Origin of the sequence: Halobacillus salinarum (assembly GCF_022919095.1) — a bacterium.
In the GTDB taxonomy this organism is placed as follows: Bacteria; Bacillota; Bacilli; order Bacillales; family Halobacillaceae; genus Halobacillus_B; species Halobacillus_B salinarum.
The window spans coordinates 3620084-3635802 of record NZ_CP095073.1; the positions used below are offsets into that span (position 1 = coordinate 3620084).

Sequence of the window (15719 nt, forward strand, 5' to 3'; positions counted from 1 at the left end):
AAAGACATCAGACTTTAACCGTCCATGTTTGTTCTGTGCCATTTCTTCTTTTTACAAGCAAAACTTCCCCCGTTAAGTGGGTATCAGCAAATTGGTAGCTATTTGGCCCCTGGTGGGAAAACAGTACAGTATCTGAACCGTCCGCTGTCTTAATCTCAATGGCTGCTGCCTTATTTGGAGGAACTTTATTGCCGCGGGTATCCCGTACCTCCATTTTTTTTATGGAAATATCCGGTTCTTCGTAAAAAGGAGAAAGGATCGTAAACAGTTGAGTCAACCCGCTCCCTTTCAGTTGAGCATTAATCTTCTTTGACTGTGTTTTTTGATTGTAATGCCTGGAAATTGAACATTCTCCTCCCGTTATTTGAACGGGATCGAGCCATTTCATTGATAATCCCTGGCCCTCGCTATGTTTCATAGTCGCGGAACCGGAACTCTCGTCCACAGTCAGACTAATTTCTTCAGCTAAATGGAAGTGCTGGGTATATAAATGCTCTTTGTGCGAGCGGAAGCTGTCGAGTATGATCCAATAATCTGGTTTAACAAATAAAAGCTGCCTTTGAACTTGGACAGGATCTTCAAGCCTCATGTAGCCATTATGGCCAGCCTGCACATAATCAAAATGTGCTGTGCTGTTCCAAAATTGATTTACGGGGACAGCTGTCTGGTCCCAGTTCCAGGAATCCACATAGTTAGAAATGCTTTTCCCATCAACACTCGTTGTGTTGTGCTGAAAAGATTCTTTAAAATATTTTCTGAATGGATTCTCTTTGTACGTGTATCTTCCCGTATCGACAAGAAACTCTTTGCCGCCGGCAGCAAGTTCCACATGTAGAAAATCATCGTGCCCATGAGCTTGAATAATGTCCATATGCCCACCATCGAATAATAAATAATTCCCTTGGTCCGACCACTCACTTCTTAAGATAGACAAGCCCGCTTGCGGAAGATAAGCAGACACAAAAAGAGGATCTTTTGATTCAAGAGCCGAATAATGTTCAGCCCCCTCTTTCCCAAAATACCAGAGGCTATCAAAGTCCAGTACCGGATACCCTTGGGCTTTTAAATCACCACGCTGAAAAAACTGGGCTCCACGCGTCAGGATATCACGAATATCCGTATCATCACTGTCACTTAACATCGGCTGGTGTCCGTTCGGCTTAACCATAGCCAGCGAAGCTGTTAACATGCGTTCTAAAGACACAATGACTGTCTCAGGTAAAGTGATATTATTGAGCTTACTGAGCAACACGGGTTCAAATAGACAGTGGAGCACCTCGTGATGATACATAGGACTTTGCTCGTTATGCATCCCGTCACTAAACACTTGAAGGCGGCACATCTTCTCAAGCCTTTCGGCGGCCAACTGTAACCAGTCTGTTGACTCCTCGAAATCAGGAAATAATAAAGCAATTTGAAACAACCCATTCGTCTCAAGAAAGCCCCAATTGCTTTGCTTATCGTGGGGAGTGTAAGCAATTGCCAGATATCTGCCATGCATGTGGACTGACTCAGAAAAAATCCGTTCCTCCGCTTCCCCCCACAGACTGGACTGAGATACACAAACATACCCTTTAAGCCAATTTGTTATTCTAATTCCGCTATCCAGCTTTCTCCAAGTGTCTTTGACGTTGTAATGTGAGCTGGCACTTTGATGGATCTCCTCTATCGTTAAAGGGTTTTGGGAAATCCAATCTTTTAACAACCGGATGTAGGCAGAAGCAAAGCGTTCCTCCCCAGTTAACCAGTAAGCCTGCCCCAGTTCAGCCATAAAGCGGGAACGATTTAAATTTACGGTCCATTCAAAATCATTGTTCCATTGATACGTCCAATCGATGGTCTCTGTAAAATGGACCGGCTCTTCACAACGTTCCATATCCCATCGATGAGTAAAAATGAAGGTGTTCTGACAGGCCAAATCCGCCCGGTTCAATAATTCATTTACCTCTTCGGGCCACATTTCCTTAGAGAGCCTGGTGATTTCTTTACTTTGGTCATAGGAATAAAAAAACCTCGGTTCACTTAAGGTTTGCAAGCTCTTCCCTCCTTACTGTTCATTGACAGACTTCCCAACCATTGCTGCACGTTTTCCTTTACAAATTCATCGTCATGCAAATGAGGGTAGACACGATGAACACGAGAGAGCTCCTCCCATTGGCCCGGGCTTAATGTTTCGTGATCACTTAAGCAGATGTTTTCCTTAAGTAATCCCTGACGCTTCAACACTTCGTTTATTCCAGCAATGCTTCCTTTGAAATCATTGCCGGCATCAAAAATCGCACGATTTGCATCTGTCAGTTCATTTCCCAATATGAGCAGCTCTTGAGGGATGAGACCTTCTTTTTTGGCTTTTTTTACTTGGTCCAACAACTCCACTGCCTTCGTTGTCCATACTGCCCACTGACCAAGCAGTCCCCCTGCAAAGCCTTTAGTTCTCACTTCGCTGCCTACCTTAAATTTATAATCGGATAATAAATCAGCGACAATGTGATCATCATTCCCGGTGTAGAGAGCGATTTCCTGGTAACGTGTTGAATGGCATACCGCCCTCACAACTTCCAGGGTAGCGTATCGATTAAAAGGGGCAAGCTTAATCGCTTCAACCCCTGGAATCTCTGCGAATTCTCGCCAAAATTCATAACTAAATAACCGGCCGCCTACTGCCGGCTGCAAATAAAATCCAAACACGGGGATAATGGAAGCTACTTCTTTGACTCTCTCTAAATGTTCTTTTTCTGAAAGATGTTTTAATCCCCCCATGCTTAATAAGCCTAATTGATACCCCTCTTCAAGAGCGATTTCCGCTTCTTTTTCTGCCTGAGACAATGGACCGGCAAGCCCCGCAACCTTAATAATAGGTTGGTTTAGAGAGGCTTTATTTACTTCTTCAGCAGCCAGTCTTAACACCTTCTCATACAAATTGATTTGCGGATCCCTGATTTCGAATTGGGTCGTGTGGACACCTACAGCTATTCCACCAGCACCACTTGCTAAGTAATAATTTGTAAGCGCCCGTTGATAGGGCTCGTTAAGGGTGCGATCTTTATTTAATGCTAGAGGGTGCGCAGGAATGACCAAGCCTTCTAATAGAAGTTCCTTCAAAGGAAGGTCGAGCTTTGCAAAGGACATTAATAATTCCCCTTTCTCTCCTGGAAATGAGTTGGTTTGCCCAGAAGCTCGCCATTATGCTTCAGCCACTCTGCTGTCCATTCAATCATTTCCCTAATCGATACTTTTGGATAGCCAAACAGCTGATGAGAGCGTGAAGCATTATTTAAAAGTGCTTTTTCCTGCTCTTCCCCTGAAAACATTGGTTTTTTTCCAAGTTGTTCTCCAAATCGCTCTGCTAACCAGCGGACAGAAAGGGTTTCTGGTCCAGTAATATTGAGGGTTAATGGCGGAGAATCGCAGTGGAGCAAAGAGCGTAATGCCATTTCATTGGCATCTCCTTGCCAGATTACATTCACAAATCCCATAGCAAGATCAATCGGCCGCTCCTCTATTACTGCTTTTGCTATCTCAACTAACACGCCGTACCTTAAGTCAATAGCATAATTCAAACGAAAATGGACCTGTGGCATACGATAAGCATGCGAAAAATAGGTTAATACTCTTTCTCTGCCCAAGCAGGATTGTGCATATTCGCCAACTGGCCCGGGCCTATTTTCTTCTGAGGATCCTCCTCGTCCAACCAAACTGTGAGGGTACACATTGCCAGTTGAAAAAGCAACCATCCGTGAATTTTTGAACTTTTCTGCCACTCTTCCCGGCAAGTAGGCATTCATAGCCCAAGTAAAATGCTCGTTCCCATTGGTACCGAATTTGTTGCCAGCCATGTAAATAATATTGTCTACTTCAGGAAGACCCTGCAATTCTTCATCTTGTAATAAATCAGCTTTTAACGTTTCGATTCCGAAGTCTTCCAACTCCGCTTGTAATGAACCGCTGGAAAATCTCGAAACCCCAATAATTCTTCTATTCACTTGCCCGGAGCGGACCGCGTTTTTAGCAAGCATCGCTAAAGTCGGCCCCATTTTCCCTCCCACTCCCAAAATCATGATATCTCCTTGAAGCTGGGATAAATCATGAATAAGTTCTTTGGATGGCTGACACATTTTTAATTCGAGTTCTTCAATCGTTTCCATTCGTTTCCCTCCTACTCTTCTCTTACAGTTACCATAAATAGTAGGGGATCGATTAAGAACAAACAACGACTTTAATTCGTCCTTTAATCGCAGCCGCTGAAAGCATGTGCAGATCAGCCCCAAAAAAAGAAGCTTTCCTCCTTACTGAATGAAACAGTTACAGAGAGAAAGCATGTATTGTCAGCTATGTAGTGAAACTCAAGTCGCTATTTTCAAATAAATGAATAAAACAGTGCCACCGCCAATTTTTCAATAATAAAAGATTTCCACTTTTATACTTTAGGGACTTTCATTCCTAATGCGCCCCATTCCTCTCTGGATGGTCCATAGATACCAGGGACATTTAAACCAGCTTGACGCATCAACACCGTTATCTGGCCCCGATGGTGGATCTGATGACGAATCAGGGTCATGAGAAAAAAACGATTGGGCATTTCCTTGCCAAACAGTGAATTCTTTTCTTGTAAAGATTGATCTGTCCATTGCGTATAAATCTCTTTCTTTAAAGATTCACACGTATTTTCGTATTCTTGAATGATGACGGAAGCTGAATAAATAATTTCCTCTTCTTCGGGTGCTTCAATATTTAATCCTGTGTGATTCATTAACTCTTTTATCGAAATAATTAAGTGCCAGGCGATTCTCCCTAAATCTCTGTCATCTGCTGTGATTTTCTGCTGCAAAGCTTCATCAGATAAACATTGAAACAACTTTTTTGTTTGATCACATTCAAATTCCCAGGAAGCAAAGAACCCGTTCAAAGATTGATACATTGCGCAGCCTCCCACCCTGGATTATGAATTCATTATAATATTCATTTCTAGGCTTCAACGTCTATTACCTTTATTACGCATAAATAAACTAACTTTTCGCTTTACGGAAGGAATTCCCTTTATAATGGAAATACTTACGGAGGAAGTGAGGGGAGAAGAATGAACTCCATTTACTATTTGATTATCGCCATTCTTTGTGCGGCGGCTTTAATAGGAACTCTTTGGATCGCCAGACGCGTGTTAAATAGAGAAGAAAAATCCAAGGAAGAAGAAGTAAAGAGCCTGGTAGAAGCGGATAAGCATTCAAGTATTCCACTTCTTACACTGATTTATGCCATAACATTTCTTATTATTGTCATTCTCTTTTGGGTGTTTGTTTTCTAACTTAAGTGTTCAGATAAGCCTTACAAAGGAATGATTTCTTCTTTTTTTCATATGTTGATAGTAATCAAGGATAAAGTGAGGGATTTGAATAATAAGAAGTACACTAGGCATACTATCTTATATTAAACCTTACTTAACCGGACAAATTGTTAAGGTTTTGAAAAAAGAAGGCAATGCTACGCTCTTTGTGAAGGGAAATTGTTATGGACAGCGAATGAAATAGGATATGAGCCGGGATCATCCAGACGAATGAATAAAAACAACATACACTATGGGTAAGATCTTTACTGCAGTTGACACTTTCATACATTATACGGATCACCATTTACTAGTAATACTGCTTGAAATAACAGAAAGATCATTTCTATTACTGAGGTGTTTAAAGTGGACCAGCAACTTACTTTTCAGAACATTGCCCGGGACAAGATGAATTTTTCAGAAGTGTATGAACATATCTATCGCTTTGTAAGCTCGGACCCCTTAGGAAATTACAGGCTCATGTTAGGTACAGATTCCCAAATCCACCGTGACTATACATTATTCATCACTGGAATTGTCATTCAAAGGGTAGGAAAAGGGGCATGGGCCTGTTTCCGTAAAGTGAAAATACCAAGAAAAATGACCGTCCTTCATGAAAGAATCTCTTTTGAGACCACTTTAACGGAAGAAGTAGCTGCCTTATTTACTCCGGACAAAATTAATCAGCTTATTGACCTGATCCTTCCTTATATTTATAAAGGTTCGACTTTTACTATGGAAGGCCATATCGATATTGGTGCAGGGGACCGAAACAGGACCCGTGTTTATGTAAATGAAATGATTGCAAGAATCGAATCCCTGGGCATCGAACCCAAAATCAAACCTGATTCTATCGTAGCCAGCAGCTATGCGAACAGATATACGAAATAAAGCAGCTAATTAATGCTGCTTTTTTGTGGTTTCAGCCGGCTTTTTTTGATTTAATGGCCGTCCTGAAACGGACGGATTTTCTGCCAGCCAAGTAAACTCCGGTAAAGATAATTACTAATCCTAGAGCCAGGCGGCTTGTTAGTTGTTCATGCAATAAGATAAAGCCCCAAATCATGGCTGTAATTGGAATTAAATACGTAACTGAAGTAGCAAACTCCGCACTGCCTCTTGTAACGAGATAATAAAAAAGTAAATGAGCGATCCCTGAGCCAAAACAACCTAGACCAATAATGGCAATTAATACTTTCGGATCTAAAAATGGCACATGGACAAATGCCTTAAATGAACCAGTTACTCCCATGCCTATGAGACCGACTATGGCTCCGACAGTTAATGTGCATGCAGCAATCAACAAAACTCCAGTTTCTTGTAAGTTCTTCTTTGTGTACTGGGAAGAGAATCCATAACAAATCGCAGCAAGGATCATCGTTCCCATCCCAATAAAGTTTTCTTTCAATAATTCCCCTGCCTCAAAATTCATAAGGACGAGAATTCCTAGAAACCCAAGAACCACCCCTCCCCACTGCTGGGGCTTCAGCTTGATTGAGAAAAACAAAAAGCCGATAAAAGCTGTGCAAATAGGAGTTAAAGCGTTAAGTACAGCGGCAGTAGTACTATTGATTTGTGTCTCGCTAAGGGCAATTAGTCCCCAAGGGAGTCCTGCATTAAACACTCCTACTACCAACAAATCTTGATACGGTACCCGTCGAATGAATTCCCGCCTGTTTTTCCATAGAAGCGGAAGTACTACCACAGCTCCAGCAGTACACCTAATAAAAACAGTACCCCACAGCCCTGCTGGTTCGACCAGCCACTTGATAAAAACAAACGATAATCCCCATATTAAACTTAAAGCTCCAAGCGCCACATATAGCCGCATATGTATCTCTCCTTAAAAGTTACGAACTGTCCATAGCTAATTATAGGACAAAATTCTTTTCACGTAACCTGCTTAAATTGCTCAATAAAAAAAGAGCCGTTCGAAGGCTCTTTGCTTGATCAGCCAATCCCGCAAGCTACTGATCCATTTTTTTGAAAATATTTTTGGTGGTATTCCTCAGCTCTATAAAAAGTGTCTGCTTGCTGCAATCTTGTCACAATTGGACGTTTGAAAATTCCTTTTTGACCCCATTCTTTAATCTTTTCTTCTCCAATATATTTTTGACTTGCATCGTTATAAAAAATAACTGAACGGTACTGATGCCCGATATCTGCACCTTGCTGATCCTTGGAGGTTGGGTCGTGGGCTTCAAAGAATATGTTTACCAGTTCATTAAAAGTAATGATAGAAGGGTCGTAAGTAATTTTCACAGCTTCTGCATGCCCTGTCTCTCCAGTCTTCACTTGTTCATATGTTGGATTTTGTACAGTTCCGCCTGTGTACCCCACTTCAGTGGCTGTTACCCCTTCAAACCTTTCAAAGAAGGCTTCTACTCCCCAAAAGCATCCTGCACCAAAAATCGCTGTCGCCATCCTCATCTTTCCTTTCGTTAACGCAACTTCTTCATTCGAGAGCTGGACGGTTTAAACTACCAAAAAGACCCCTTTTCTTATCCAAATAAGAAAAGGGGTCGTAATATCCGTACGATCCTCTCATCTCTTAGGATGCTTACACATCCTACAGGAATTGGCACCGTTCTCTTCAATCAGTGATTGAATCGATGGTTGCCGGGCATCAAAGGGCCAGTCCCTCCGCCTCTCTGGATAAGAAGTTTCCGTTATTATTTTGATAGTTCTCATCTTACAATGATTTCGTTCTGAAGTAAAGGAAGAAGCACGAAATTTTTTTATTAATTAATGTATGTTTGTCGAGGAAATAAAATGACGGCGGTTGCACCACCTGTAACATCGGTTCATTAAGTCATGAATTTCGTCCTTCCGAATACACTTCTTCAAAAGGCTGGACAATGACAAATCCTTCGCCGGAAAATTCCATTTGTATCGATTCTCCACTACCTCTGCCAAAAAAAGTCTTCAAATTGATATCCGTGCGAAATTCCGGCTGCAGATGGCCGGACCAGGCAACTGTGGCATGAGGATCCGTAATGATTGGTTCTCCAGGACTAACAAGTAAAGACAACGGTTCATAATGAGAAGTGACAGCCACCAGCCCGGTACCTTGCAGCGTAATATTAAAGAGACCACCAGATAACATCCCGGCGACTTTCTTCATTAACTTAATGTCCCATTCAATACCAGGCTCAAATGCCAGCAGGTCATTTCCATTTACAGTGATCGATTCATTGTTCAAATCAAAAATAGTAATTTTCTTACCCTGATCGGCTAAGTAAAGACGTCCGCTACCTTCTGCTTTCATTAATGAAGTTCCTTCGCCGGAAAAGGCTTTTTTAAACATCCGCCCAACTCCGTGCTCGAGGATTCCTTCACGTTCAAATTTGATTTGACCAATATAAGAAATCATGGAACCTGCTTTCGCCCATACACGATCGGTTAAATTTACTTCTAGTATTCTAGGGGTTTCCAGCTCAAAAAATTCATTCTCTGCATCATCCTGCTTCGTTTGGGATACAAAATCATTAATGGAAAATGTTGTCATATCATCTACCCCTTTCTAAATTTGTTTTGACTTTTAGGTTTATACGTGTGTAAAATGGGTTAAGTTTCATAAGAGTACATTGTAACAAATCTTTCATAATTTAGTTCTTCTTACTTGTTTACTTAATGTAAAATTTTTGTTAATTTATATTATTATACAATTCATGAAAGAATAATTTAGGAGGTTCATCATGAATCAGGACAAAAAACAACTTTTAAACAAAGGGTGGGTTTTCTTTGCAGCAGCCATAGTGTTCCTATGGGCAAAAACCTACTATGCCTTACAAACAGCGTTTACTCTAGATATTGAAAATGGTATTCAACAGTTCATATTAGTCATCACTCCGATTAGTTCTATTCTTTTCTTTTTAGGACTATCATTTTTCTTTTCACCGAAAAAACGAAATAAAGCGTTTATGACGATTTATTTCCTTATGTCTTTCGTGTTGTATGCCAATGTAGTGTATTATAGATTTTTCAATGATTTTATTACATTACCCGTTCTCATGCAGTATAAAAACTTCGGAGATCTTGGCGGAAGCACTAAAGCCCTTACCCATCCAATGGACATCCTTTATTGGATTGACGTTGTTATCCTTCTCGTATGGGTAATGCGTAAAAAAACACGTCCAGCGATGGAATTCCGCAAACGTACAATTGCAATGGTTTATGCAGCTGTTCTTGGGTTTGCAGCAGTGAATTTAAGCCTTGCTGAGGTAGAACGTCCACAACTGCTCGTTCGTACGTTTGACAGAGCAAAACTAGTAAAACTTCTAGGAATCTATAATTATCACGTCTATGATAGTGTCATGACGGCTAAAACTTCATCACGCCGTGTATTCGCAGATAGTAACGAATTGACCGAAATCTTGAACTACGTGAACTCCCAGCAAGGGAAAATGGGTGTGCACGGTAAATACTTCGGGAAAGCAAAAGGAAAGAATGTCGTACTTGTTTCATTGGAGTCCACCCAAAACTTTGTCATGGACCGTAAACTGCACGGGCAGGAGATTACGCCGTTCCTTAACGATCTTGCCGATGACAGCTTTTACTTTGATAACTTCTATCATAATACCGGACAAGGTAAAACTTCAGATGCAGAGTTCTTAATTGACAACTCTCTGTATGGCTTGCCGCGTGGCGCCGTATATACAACAAATGCCAGCAATGAATATAATGCAACACCTGAGATATTAAAGGATAATGGATACAATCCAATTGTCTTCCACGGAAACCATGACAGTTTCTGGAACAGGGATGTCATGTATCAAACCCTTGGCTATGACAAGTTTTATTCTAAAGAGGAATACCACGTTACAGACGAGAACTCTGTAAACTATGGACTGAAGGATATTCCATTCTTCGAACAGTCCATGCCTATGTTAAATAAGGAAAAACAGCCTTATTATGCCAAGTTTATTACGATGACGAACCACTATCCTTATATTACCAATAATAAGAACATGGAAATGATAGAACCTGCGAACACCGGAGATGGTTCTGTAGACCGTTATTTCCAAACGGTTCGATATGAAGATGAATCCATTAAAAAGTTCTTCAAGCTTATGAAAGAAAATGGACAGTACAAAGATACGATCTTCGTTCTTTATGGGGATCACTATGGTATATCTGAAAACCATAACCGTGCCATGAGTGAGATCCTTGGTAAAGATATTCGTCCATTCGAGCATGTCCAGCTTCAAAAAGTACCATTGATCATTCACATCCCTGGTATGAAAGGGAAAGATATGCATACTGTTGGTGGAGAAATTGATTTGAAACCCACCATCCTTCACTTGCTTGGAATTGATGAGAAGAATGATGTCCAGTTTGGCACAGACTTGTTCTCTAAAAACCGGGAAGACTTTACTATTCTTCGTGATGGCAGTGTTGTTACCGATAAGTATGTGTATGCTGCTGAAGGCAACAAATGTTATGACAAATCAACAGAGAAAGAAATTGAGGCAGAAACCTGCGCACCTCTAAAAGAAAAAGCGGATAAAGAACTCGACTATTCCGATAAAGTTGTTTACGGCGATCTACTACGATTTATGGACAGCGAGCAGAAAGAAAAAGCGGATAAAGAAAAAGAAGAATCAAAATAAAGAAGGAAAGCTGGAGAAATCATTTTCTCCAGCTTTTTTTATATGAATCTTGTAATAACAAAGGACTATGGACAGAACTAGGACTATTAAAAGACAACTATGAAAATCGTATAAATCAAAGGACGATTGAAAGTGTAGTCAATACAAACAAATTCAGTAAGAGCACGAGTCGAAGACCCTGGTTGAAAGCGGAGAATGTAGACGAAGTGGTACGTACACATGTATAGCTGAAATAAGGAAACCCGAACCAATACGTAAATGGTTCGGGTTTCCGTCTGTATCACTTGTTTTTGTGCAGGCGTGTTTACTCAGAAGAAGTACGCGATCGTTTGTACTTCCACATCATAAATCGATAACGTATTGTACAACCTATACAGAAGCCTAAAAGGGCAGCTCCCGCAGCCCCAGTGACCATCAATGCAAAGGCATACCCTAGTAAAGGCTGGCCTGCGTAAAAGCAAATCAGAGCTAATCCGAGACTGATCGTTGCAATCCATTGGTTAAACAACTGTTGGTCTTTGTCCTCTGGAACGTAGTGGTGAGCGGGTTTTCTTAAAAACCATTTCCCAGCTTTAATAACTGGATTATGTTTAGTAAACAGCGTGTACACACCTACTGCAAATGGAATAACGAGTATTGTTTTATAAGAAAACAAAGCGGCCAAAACACTTATAACAATAAAAGCTTGATTAAGTTGCACGAGCGGTTTTGGAATACTCAAATACCTTCCTCCTTTATTAATACATATTATACATGGTGTTTTAGTCGGATTAAAGATAAATACTCCGTACATAAAGTTTTAGTATTTCTTTTCATTTTTTTCCCTGACATAATGGTTCAAATGTTCTGAAAAGAGAGTATAATTTGAAATTATATTTACATAGATAAGGAGTGAAAAAATGAAAAGCTTAGAAAGAATCAGCAGCTTTGTAGGAAGCACCTTTGCCTTGTGGGTGGTACTTTTTGCCATTTTAGCCTTCGCCTTTCCGGAAGGATTTACTTGGATTGCCCCCTACATTGTTCCATTATTAGGAATAATCATGTTTGGTATGGGATTGACTTTGTCAAAAAATGACTTCCAGGAGGTATTTAAGCGTCCTAAAGACGTAGCTATAGGTGTAGCTGCTCAGTTTGTTATGATGCCTTTGATTGCCTTTTTACTTGTTTCCGTACTGCCCGTCTCAAAAGAAGTGGCTGTCGGGGTTATTTTAGTAGGGTGCTGTCCTGGTGGGACTTCTTCTAATGTAATGACTTATCTATCTAAGGGAGATACCGCATTATCTGTTTCAATTACGGCAGTTTCAACACTGCTTGCTCCTTTTCTTACACCTGCTCTCATATTATTATTTGCCAGTCAATGGCTGCCGGTATCTGCTTCGGCATTATTCCTATCGATTGTAAAAATAGTGATTGTACCTATTGTGCTGGGACTTATTGTTAAAGCTCTTCTCGGAAATAAAGTGGAAGCTGGAATAAAAGTGCTTCCTCTTGTATCCGTGATCGCCATTGTAGCAATAGTCGCAGCGGTCATTGGAGTAAATCAGGAACAGATTGCTCAAACGGGGGCATTCATCTTCGCAATCGTTGTTCTGCACAATGTTATAGGATATGCTGCTGGTTATGGTCTAGGAAAGCTGTTTAAAATGGAACCAGCTAAGAAACGGGCCGTTTCTATCGAAGTAGGAATGCAAAACTCTGGTCTTGGAGCTTCCCTTGCTGCCGTTCATTTCTCCCCGCTAGCTGCTGTTCCAAGTGCTATCTTTAGTGTTTGGCATAATATATCAGGTCCTATTATTGCAACGATATTTAGAAAGCAGAAGGAAAAGGATGATCAAGCGGAAAAAAAACAGATGAGAACCGTTTCATAAGGAAAGGATGACCTTGTCGGTCATCCTTTTTTATTCATTGGACAATTTTTTGTTTATTGGACGAGTGACGGTGTAAATACGAATATTCTTTTTCAAGTTCACGAAATGTCATATCAAAAAGCTTTTGTTTATCATTATTCTTGTAAATGTGTGAGTTTGACAGTTCTCTAATCAAAAATGTTCGACGCTGAATTAACCCTTTTCTAAGCTGTTTCGACATTTTGATATGTCTCCTCTCCTCAATATGCTGAACATAAGGGGTATTGTTCACTTACCAGATAACCGAATGCCCCTGCTTTGAAACCTACTTCACAATATCCTCACATTTATCATTTTTTAACTTTATTAATGTGAGCTTGTTTATGCCGAAAGGGGCATTTCCCTATCATAGGCTCTACGTCATCACCGATAAAATACTGCTTCCATTCCCTATGTTCCGGATCTCCATAATGACTGATATTCGGATGCTTAGGCAGCTGATCCCATTGTTCTACACGTTCTCTGACTTTTTCCCGGGACATGTGGCCGCCTGGTGTAGTCCCTTCCAGTCCTTCAAATATTCGTCTTGGCTGAAATCCGATCACTAAACTTTTTCCTAAATCCCTTGTTTTCCTCTGCTTATAGGCAGGAGCATTACCAAAAGCAAAAAAAGGCTCCCACCAAAAGAAAAAGCCCATAAGTAATGATCTGGATCCTTTGGATAATCACTTGGCCATGGTTTAGAGTCCTCCTCATGTAAATATTGAAGAATCCTCCAAAAATACTCCCTGTAATAATCAATCGACTGCTCCTGTACCTCTGGTTCTACGAATAAGAATAAACCATGTCGAATACGGGGGGAATTCCGTTCTGCCAAAAGAATGAACTCTTCCAATGTATGGGGAAGGTGACTCCAGTCCTGATGAGTAATATAAGAATAACGCAGTTCCCCACGCTTTTCCGCTGACATTCCGAAGTAACAAGGAAAAGTTTTATCTGTGACCACTCGGTGGAAACTCTCATATTCTTTTAAGACCCAGTTCGGGACAATGTGTTTATCGTGTATCTGCTCTTTCTGATATAACTTACTTTCTCTCACTCTAACTCCCTCCATTTAAAAAATGACATGCTTAACTTTTATTCTAAGCTCATAGAAAATATGAAAACTCTCTGCGTAGCTTAAGCATTTTAAATACAATGTGTTCTTTCCGTGTGATAAACTTCAGGAAATAGGATTTATTGGGAGTGATATGATTTATGTATGGACTAGAAGAAAAAAGAGAAGAAGTTCTTAATTTTATTCATAGTATCCCTGAAGAAGAGACGGTAAAAAAGCCTGATTCTGAGTCATGGTCAATGCTTGAAATATTAGAGCATCTTTATTTAATGGAGAAGGTAATCATTCAACAAATTAATCAATCCATTAAAAAAGGAGAGGTTAAGAAAACCTCCAGTAAACCATTGCATAAGACAAAAAACCGCACTTACAAAGTTCAAGCCCCAGAGTCTGTGCGTCCGAATGGAAGGTTTACCTCCACCCAGGAGGCTCTTGAAGGGCTCGAACACACACGAGAAGCTACTCTTTTTCTAATTCATAACAAGGACAGGCAGACACTTCGCAGTCACACCTATCCGCATCCCGCATTTGGAGACCTGGATTTAGAACAATGGGTTGAGTTTATTGGCTGGCATGAATTACGTCACCTTGACCAAATGAAAGAAGTAAAAAGACTCGTAGATAACTAAACGACAACTGGTTATCTGCTATGATCCGGCCCGTTTCCTTATTAAATGCCGTAAAAAAACTGTCGAGAAAGTGGAGCGCAGCTTCGCAGATTCAAAAGAACGGCATGGGCTGCGCTATTGCCGTTTGCGTGGAAAAGAAAAAGTAAAGGAACCGGCGCTGATGACAGCTGCCTGTCAGAACATGAAGAAGACTCTCCTCCATCCAGCTAGGGGCAGCGAGGTGAAGGAGAGTCTTTTTCTGTCTTTAAAAAATCCCTAGGAGCGAGGTCCTTCCACTCCTGCGGAAGAACAAGTGAGCCGAGACCGCCGAGCGTGGGTTTCGCGAGGAGGCTCGGGCGCTCGTCCGCGGAAAGGGAAGGGGCAATCGCTCCTTAAGGTAAGAAAAAAAGCTTGTAGAAAACACGGGTTTCTCTACAAGCTGAAACTGTCGAGCATCGCTCGACAGTTTCTTGAAAGGCAGCATGTTTCTATTCATCTATATCCTTTTTGCAATAATACCAATCTACACATTCATAATCTTTGCTGTTAAGTCGTTCCTCTGCTCCTTCCTTCGTTTTGGGTGGAGGAGCAATTACTTTATCCCCTGGACTCCAGTCCGCAGGCGTAGATACGCCATGCTCATCAGAGGTTTTTAATGCATGGACAAGGCGCATAATCTCCCTCATATTTCTCCCGATCGTCAGTGGATAATAAATGATGGAGCGGATCATTTGTTTATCATCGATCACAAAAACAGCTCGTGAAGTTTCCGTATTATTACTCTCTGGCATAACCATGCCATACTTCGCAGCTACTTCTTTATTTAAATCTGCAATAATGGGGAACTCAATTTTCGTGTCCAGTTTCTCTTCAATATTCCTTATCCAGGCAATGTGCGAACTGACACTGTCAATACTCAGCCCCAACAGTTCTATCCCCATCTCTTTTAATTCAGGATAGATCTTTTGAAAACTCACAAATTCACTAGTACACACAGGGGTAAAATCAGAAGGATGGGAAAATAAAATATACCATTGGCCGTCATAATCATGATTAGAAATTTCTCCGTGAGTAGTTTTAGCTTTGAATTCCGGAGCTCTTTCACCAATCCGCGGTAAACTAATCGTTTGCGTTTGTTCCAATGTAGTCTCCTCCTTATCATTTAACTTCCAAATACCGTGTACCCTATTTCTTAGTGAAGTAACCTCGGCAGGA

The 15719-nt window shown here is 40.8% G+C and carries 15 protein-coding genes, 2 pseudogenes and 1 riboswitch; of the genes and pseudogenes, 6 read left to right on the forward strand and 11 right to left on the reverse strand.

Going from position 1 to position 15719, the window contains the following annotated elements; all coding sequences use genetic code 11:
- Nucleotides 1-7: 7 nt before the first annotated feature.
- From MUN89_RS18820 to MUN89_RS18835, 4 genes are all read right to left on the reverse strand, one after another.
- Nucleotides 8-2035: an alginate lyase family protein gene (locus MUN89_RS18820; protein WP_244709423.1), complete on the reverse strand. Its 2028-nt coding sequence runs from the start codon at nt 2033-2035 to the stop codon at nt 8-10.
- Nucleotides 2023-3129, reverse strand: a complete 1107-nt coding sequence (locus MUN89_RS18825) for a dihydrodipicolinate synthase family protein (protein ID WP_244709424.1) — start codon at nt 3127-3129, stop codon at nt 2023-2025. Before MUN89_RS18825 ends, MUN89_RS18820 begins: the two co-directional genes overlap by 13 nt.
- The gene (locus tag MUN89_RS18830; RefSeq protein WP_244709425.1) at nt 3129-4145 is read right to left on the reverse strand and encodes an NAD-dependent epimerase/dehydratase family protein; all 1017 of its coding nucleotides are present in this window, start codon (nt 4143-4145) and stop codon (nt 3129-3131) included. The genes MUN89_RS18825 and MUN89_RS18830 overlap by 1 nt, the downstream gene beginning before the upstream one ends.
- A 272-nt stretch (nt 4146-4417) precedes the next feature.
- A complete protein-coding gene (locus MUN89_RS18835) occupies nt 4418-4918 on the reverse strand; it encodes a DinB family protein (protein ID WP_244709427.1) in 501 nt (166 codons plus the stop codon).
- Nucleotides 4919-5077: 159 nt separating this feature from the next.
- On the opposite strand from MUN89_RS18835, the gene MUN89_RS18840 reads away from it, so the two are divergent.
- Nucleotides 5078-5302 (forward strand): hypothetical protein, encoded by a 225-nt coding sequence (locus MUN89_RS18840; RefSeq protein WP_244709429.1) that lies wholly within the window; start codon nt 5078-5080, stop codon nt 5300-5302.
- Between the two features lie 426 nt (nt 5303-5728).
- Nucleotides 5729-6211 (forward strand): ribonuclease H-like YkuK family protein, encoded by a 483-nt coding sequence (locus MUN89_RS18845; RefSeq protein ID WP_244713941.1) that lies wholly within the window; start codon nt 5729-5731, stop codon nt 6209-6211.
- 31 nt (nt 6212-6242) lie between these two features.
- Here MUN89_RS18845 and MUN89_RS18850 read toward each other — a convergent pair whose 3' ends face one another.
- The 3 genes from MUN89_RS18850 to MUN89_RS18860 all read right to left on the reverse strand — a co-directional run bounded on the left by MUN89_RS18850 (nt 6243) and on the right by MUN89_RS18860 (nt 8828).
- Entirely contained in the window at nt 6243-7151 is a 909-nt protein-coding gene (locus tag MUN89_RS18850) for a DMT family transporter (protein WP_244709431.1), read from the reverse strand.
- Between the two features lie 119 nt (nt 7152-7270).
- Entirely contained in the window at nt 7271-7744 is a 474-nt protein-coding gene (msrA, locus tag MUN89_RS18855; RefSeq protein WP_244709433.1) for a peptide-methionine (S)-S-oxide reductase MsrA, read from the reverse strand.
- Nucleotides 7745-7861: 117 nt separating this feature from the next.
- A riboswitch (SAM riboswitch) is annotated at nt 7862-7982 on the reverse strand.
- Nucleotides 7983-8132: 150 nt separating this feature from the next.
- Entirely contained in the window at nt 8133-8828 is a 696-nt protein-coding gene (locus MUN89_RS18860) for an AIM24 family protein (protein ID WP_244709435.1), read from the reverse strand.
- Between the two features lie 190 nt (nt 8829-9018).
- Here MUN89_RS18860 and MUN89_RS18865 point away from each other — a divergent pair, with 190 nt between their 5' ends.
- Entirely contained in the window at nt 9019-10932 is a 1914-nt protein-coding gene (locus tag MUN89_RS18865) for an LTA synthase family protein (protein WP_244709437.1), read from the forward strand.
- A 304-nt stretch (nt 10933-11236) separates the two neighbouring features.
- Here MUN89_RS18865 and MUN89_RS18870 read toward each other — a convergent pair whose 3' ends face one another.
- Nucleotides 11237-11653 (reverse strand): DUF4395 domain-containing protein, encoded by a 417-nt coding sequence (locus tag MUN89_RS18870; RefSeq protein ID WP_244709439.1) that lies wholly within the window; start codon nt 11651-11653, stop codon nt 11237-11239.
- Nucleotides 11654-11831: 178 nt separating this feature from the next.
- Here MUN89_RS18870 and MUN89_RS18875 point away from each other — a divergent pair, with 178 nt between their 5' ends.
- Complete coding sequence (locus MUN89_RS18875; RefSeq protein ID WP_244709440.1) at nt 11832-12800, forward strand: bile acid:sodium symporter family protein; 969 nt, start codon at nt 11832-11834, stop codon at nt 12798-12800.
- A gap of 34 nt (nt 12801-12834) precedes the next feature.
- Here MUN89_RS18875 and fbpA read toward each other — a convergent pair whose 3' ends face one another.
- Together fbpA and MUN89_RS18880 are read right to left on the reverse strand one after the other, a co-directional pair.
- Complete coding sequence (fbpA, locus tag MUN89_RS22130; protein ID WP_396266059.1) at nt 12835-13020, reverse strand: Fur-regulated basic protein FbpA; 186 nt, start codon at nt 13018-13020, stop codon at nt 12835-12837.
- Nucleotides 13021-13129: 109 nt separating this feature from the next.
- Nucleotides 13130-13878, reverse strand: a pseudogene (locus tag MUN89_RS18880) (YqcI/YcgG family protein).
- 158 nt (nt 13879-14036) lie between these two features.
- On the opposite strand from MUN89_RS18880, the gene MUN89_RS18885 reads away from it, so the two are divergent.
- Both MUN89_RS18885 and MUN89_RS18890 read left to right on the forward strand, forming a co-directional pair.
- Complete coding sequence (locus MUN89_RS18885; RefSeq protein WP_244709442.1) at nt 14037-14525, forward strand: DinB family protein; 489 nt, start codon at nt 14037-14039, stop codon at nt 14523-14525.
- A gap of 52 nt (nt 14526-14577) precedes the next feature.
- A pseudogene (locus MUN89_RS18890) lies at nt 14578-14784 on the forward strand (transposase); the annotation flags it as partial.
- Between the two features lie 208 nt (nt 14785-14992).
- Here the strand turns inward: MUN89_RS18890 and MUN89_RS18895 are convergent.
- Entirely contained in the window at nt 14993-15646 is a 654-nt protein-coding gene (locus tag MUN89_RS18895) for a peroxiredoxin (RefSeq protein ID WP_244709444.1), read from the reverse strand.
- Nucleotides 15647-15719 lie beyond the last annotated feature (73 nt).

What these genes read in the sequence shown, in the direction of transcription:
- MUN89_RS18825 (WP_244709424.1), bottom strand. Translation starts at nt 3,129, where the DNA reads ATGTCCTTTGCAAAGCTCGACCTTCCTTTGAAGGAACTTCTATTAGAA.
- MUN89_RS18830 (WP_244709425.1), bottom strand. Translation starts at nt 4,145, where the DNA reads ATGGAAACGATTGAAGAACTCGAATTAAAAATGTGTCAGCCATCCAAA.
- MUN89_RS18835 (WP_244709427.1), bottom strand. Translation starts at nt 4,918, where the DNA reads ATGTATCAATCTTTGAACGGGTTCTTTGCTTCCTGGGAATTTGAATGT.
- MUN89_RS18840 (WP_244709429.1), top strand. Translation starts at nt 5,078, where the DNA reads ATGAACTCCATTTACTATTTGATTATCGCCATTCTTTGTGCGGCGGCT.
- MUN89_RS18845 (WP_244713941.1), top strand. Translation starts at nt 5,729, where the DNA reads ATGAATTTTTCAGAAGTGTATGAACATATCTATCGCTTTGTAAGCTCG.
- MUN89_RS18850 (WP_244709431.1), bottom strand. Translation starts at nt 7,151, where the DNA reads ATGCGGCTATATGTGGCGCTTGGAGCTTTAAGTTTAATATGGGGATTA.
- msrA (WP_244709433.1), bottom strand. Translation starts at nt 7,744, where the DNA reads ATGGCGACAGCGATTTTTGGTGCAGGATGCTTTTGGGGAGTAGAAGCC.
- MUN89_RS18860 (WP_244709435.1), bottom strand. Translation starts at nt 8,828, where the DNA reads ATGACAACATTTTCCATTAATGATTTTGTATCCCAAACGAAGCAGGAT.
- MUN89_RS18865 (WP_244709437.1), top strand. Translation starts at nt 9,019, where the DNA reads ATGAATCAGGACAAAAAACAACTTTTAAACAAAGGGTGGGTTTTCTTT.
- MUN89_RS18875 (WP_244709440.1), top strand. Translation starts at nt 11,832, where the DNA reads ATGAAAAGCTTAGAAAGAATCAGCAGCTTTGTAGGAAGCACCTTTGCC.
- fbpA (WP_396266059.1), bottom strand. Translation starts at nt 13,020, where the DNA reads ATGTCGAAACAGCTTAGAAAAGGGTTAATTCAGCGTCGAACATTTTTG.
- MUN89_RS18885 (WP_244709442.1), top strand. Translation starts at nt 14,037, where the DNA reads ATGTATGGACTAGAAGAAAAAAGAGAAGAAGTTCTTAATTTTATTCAT.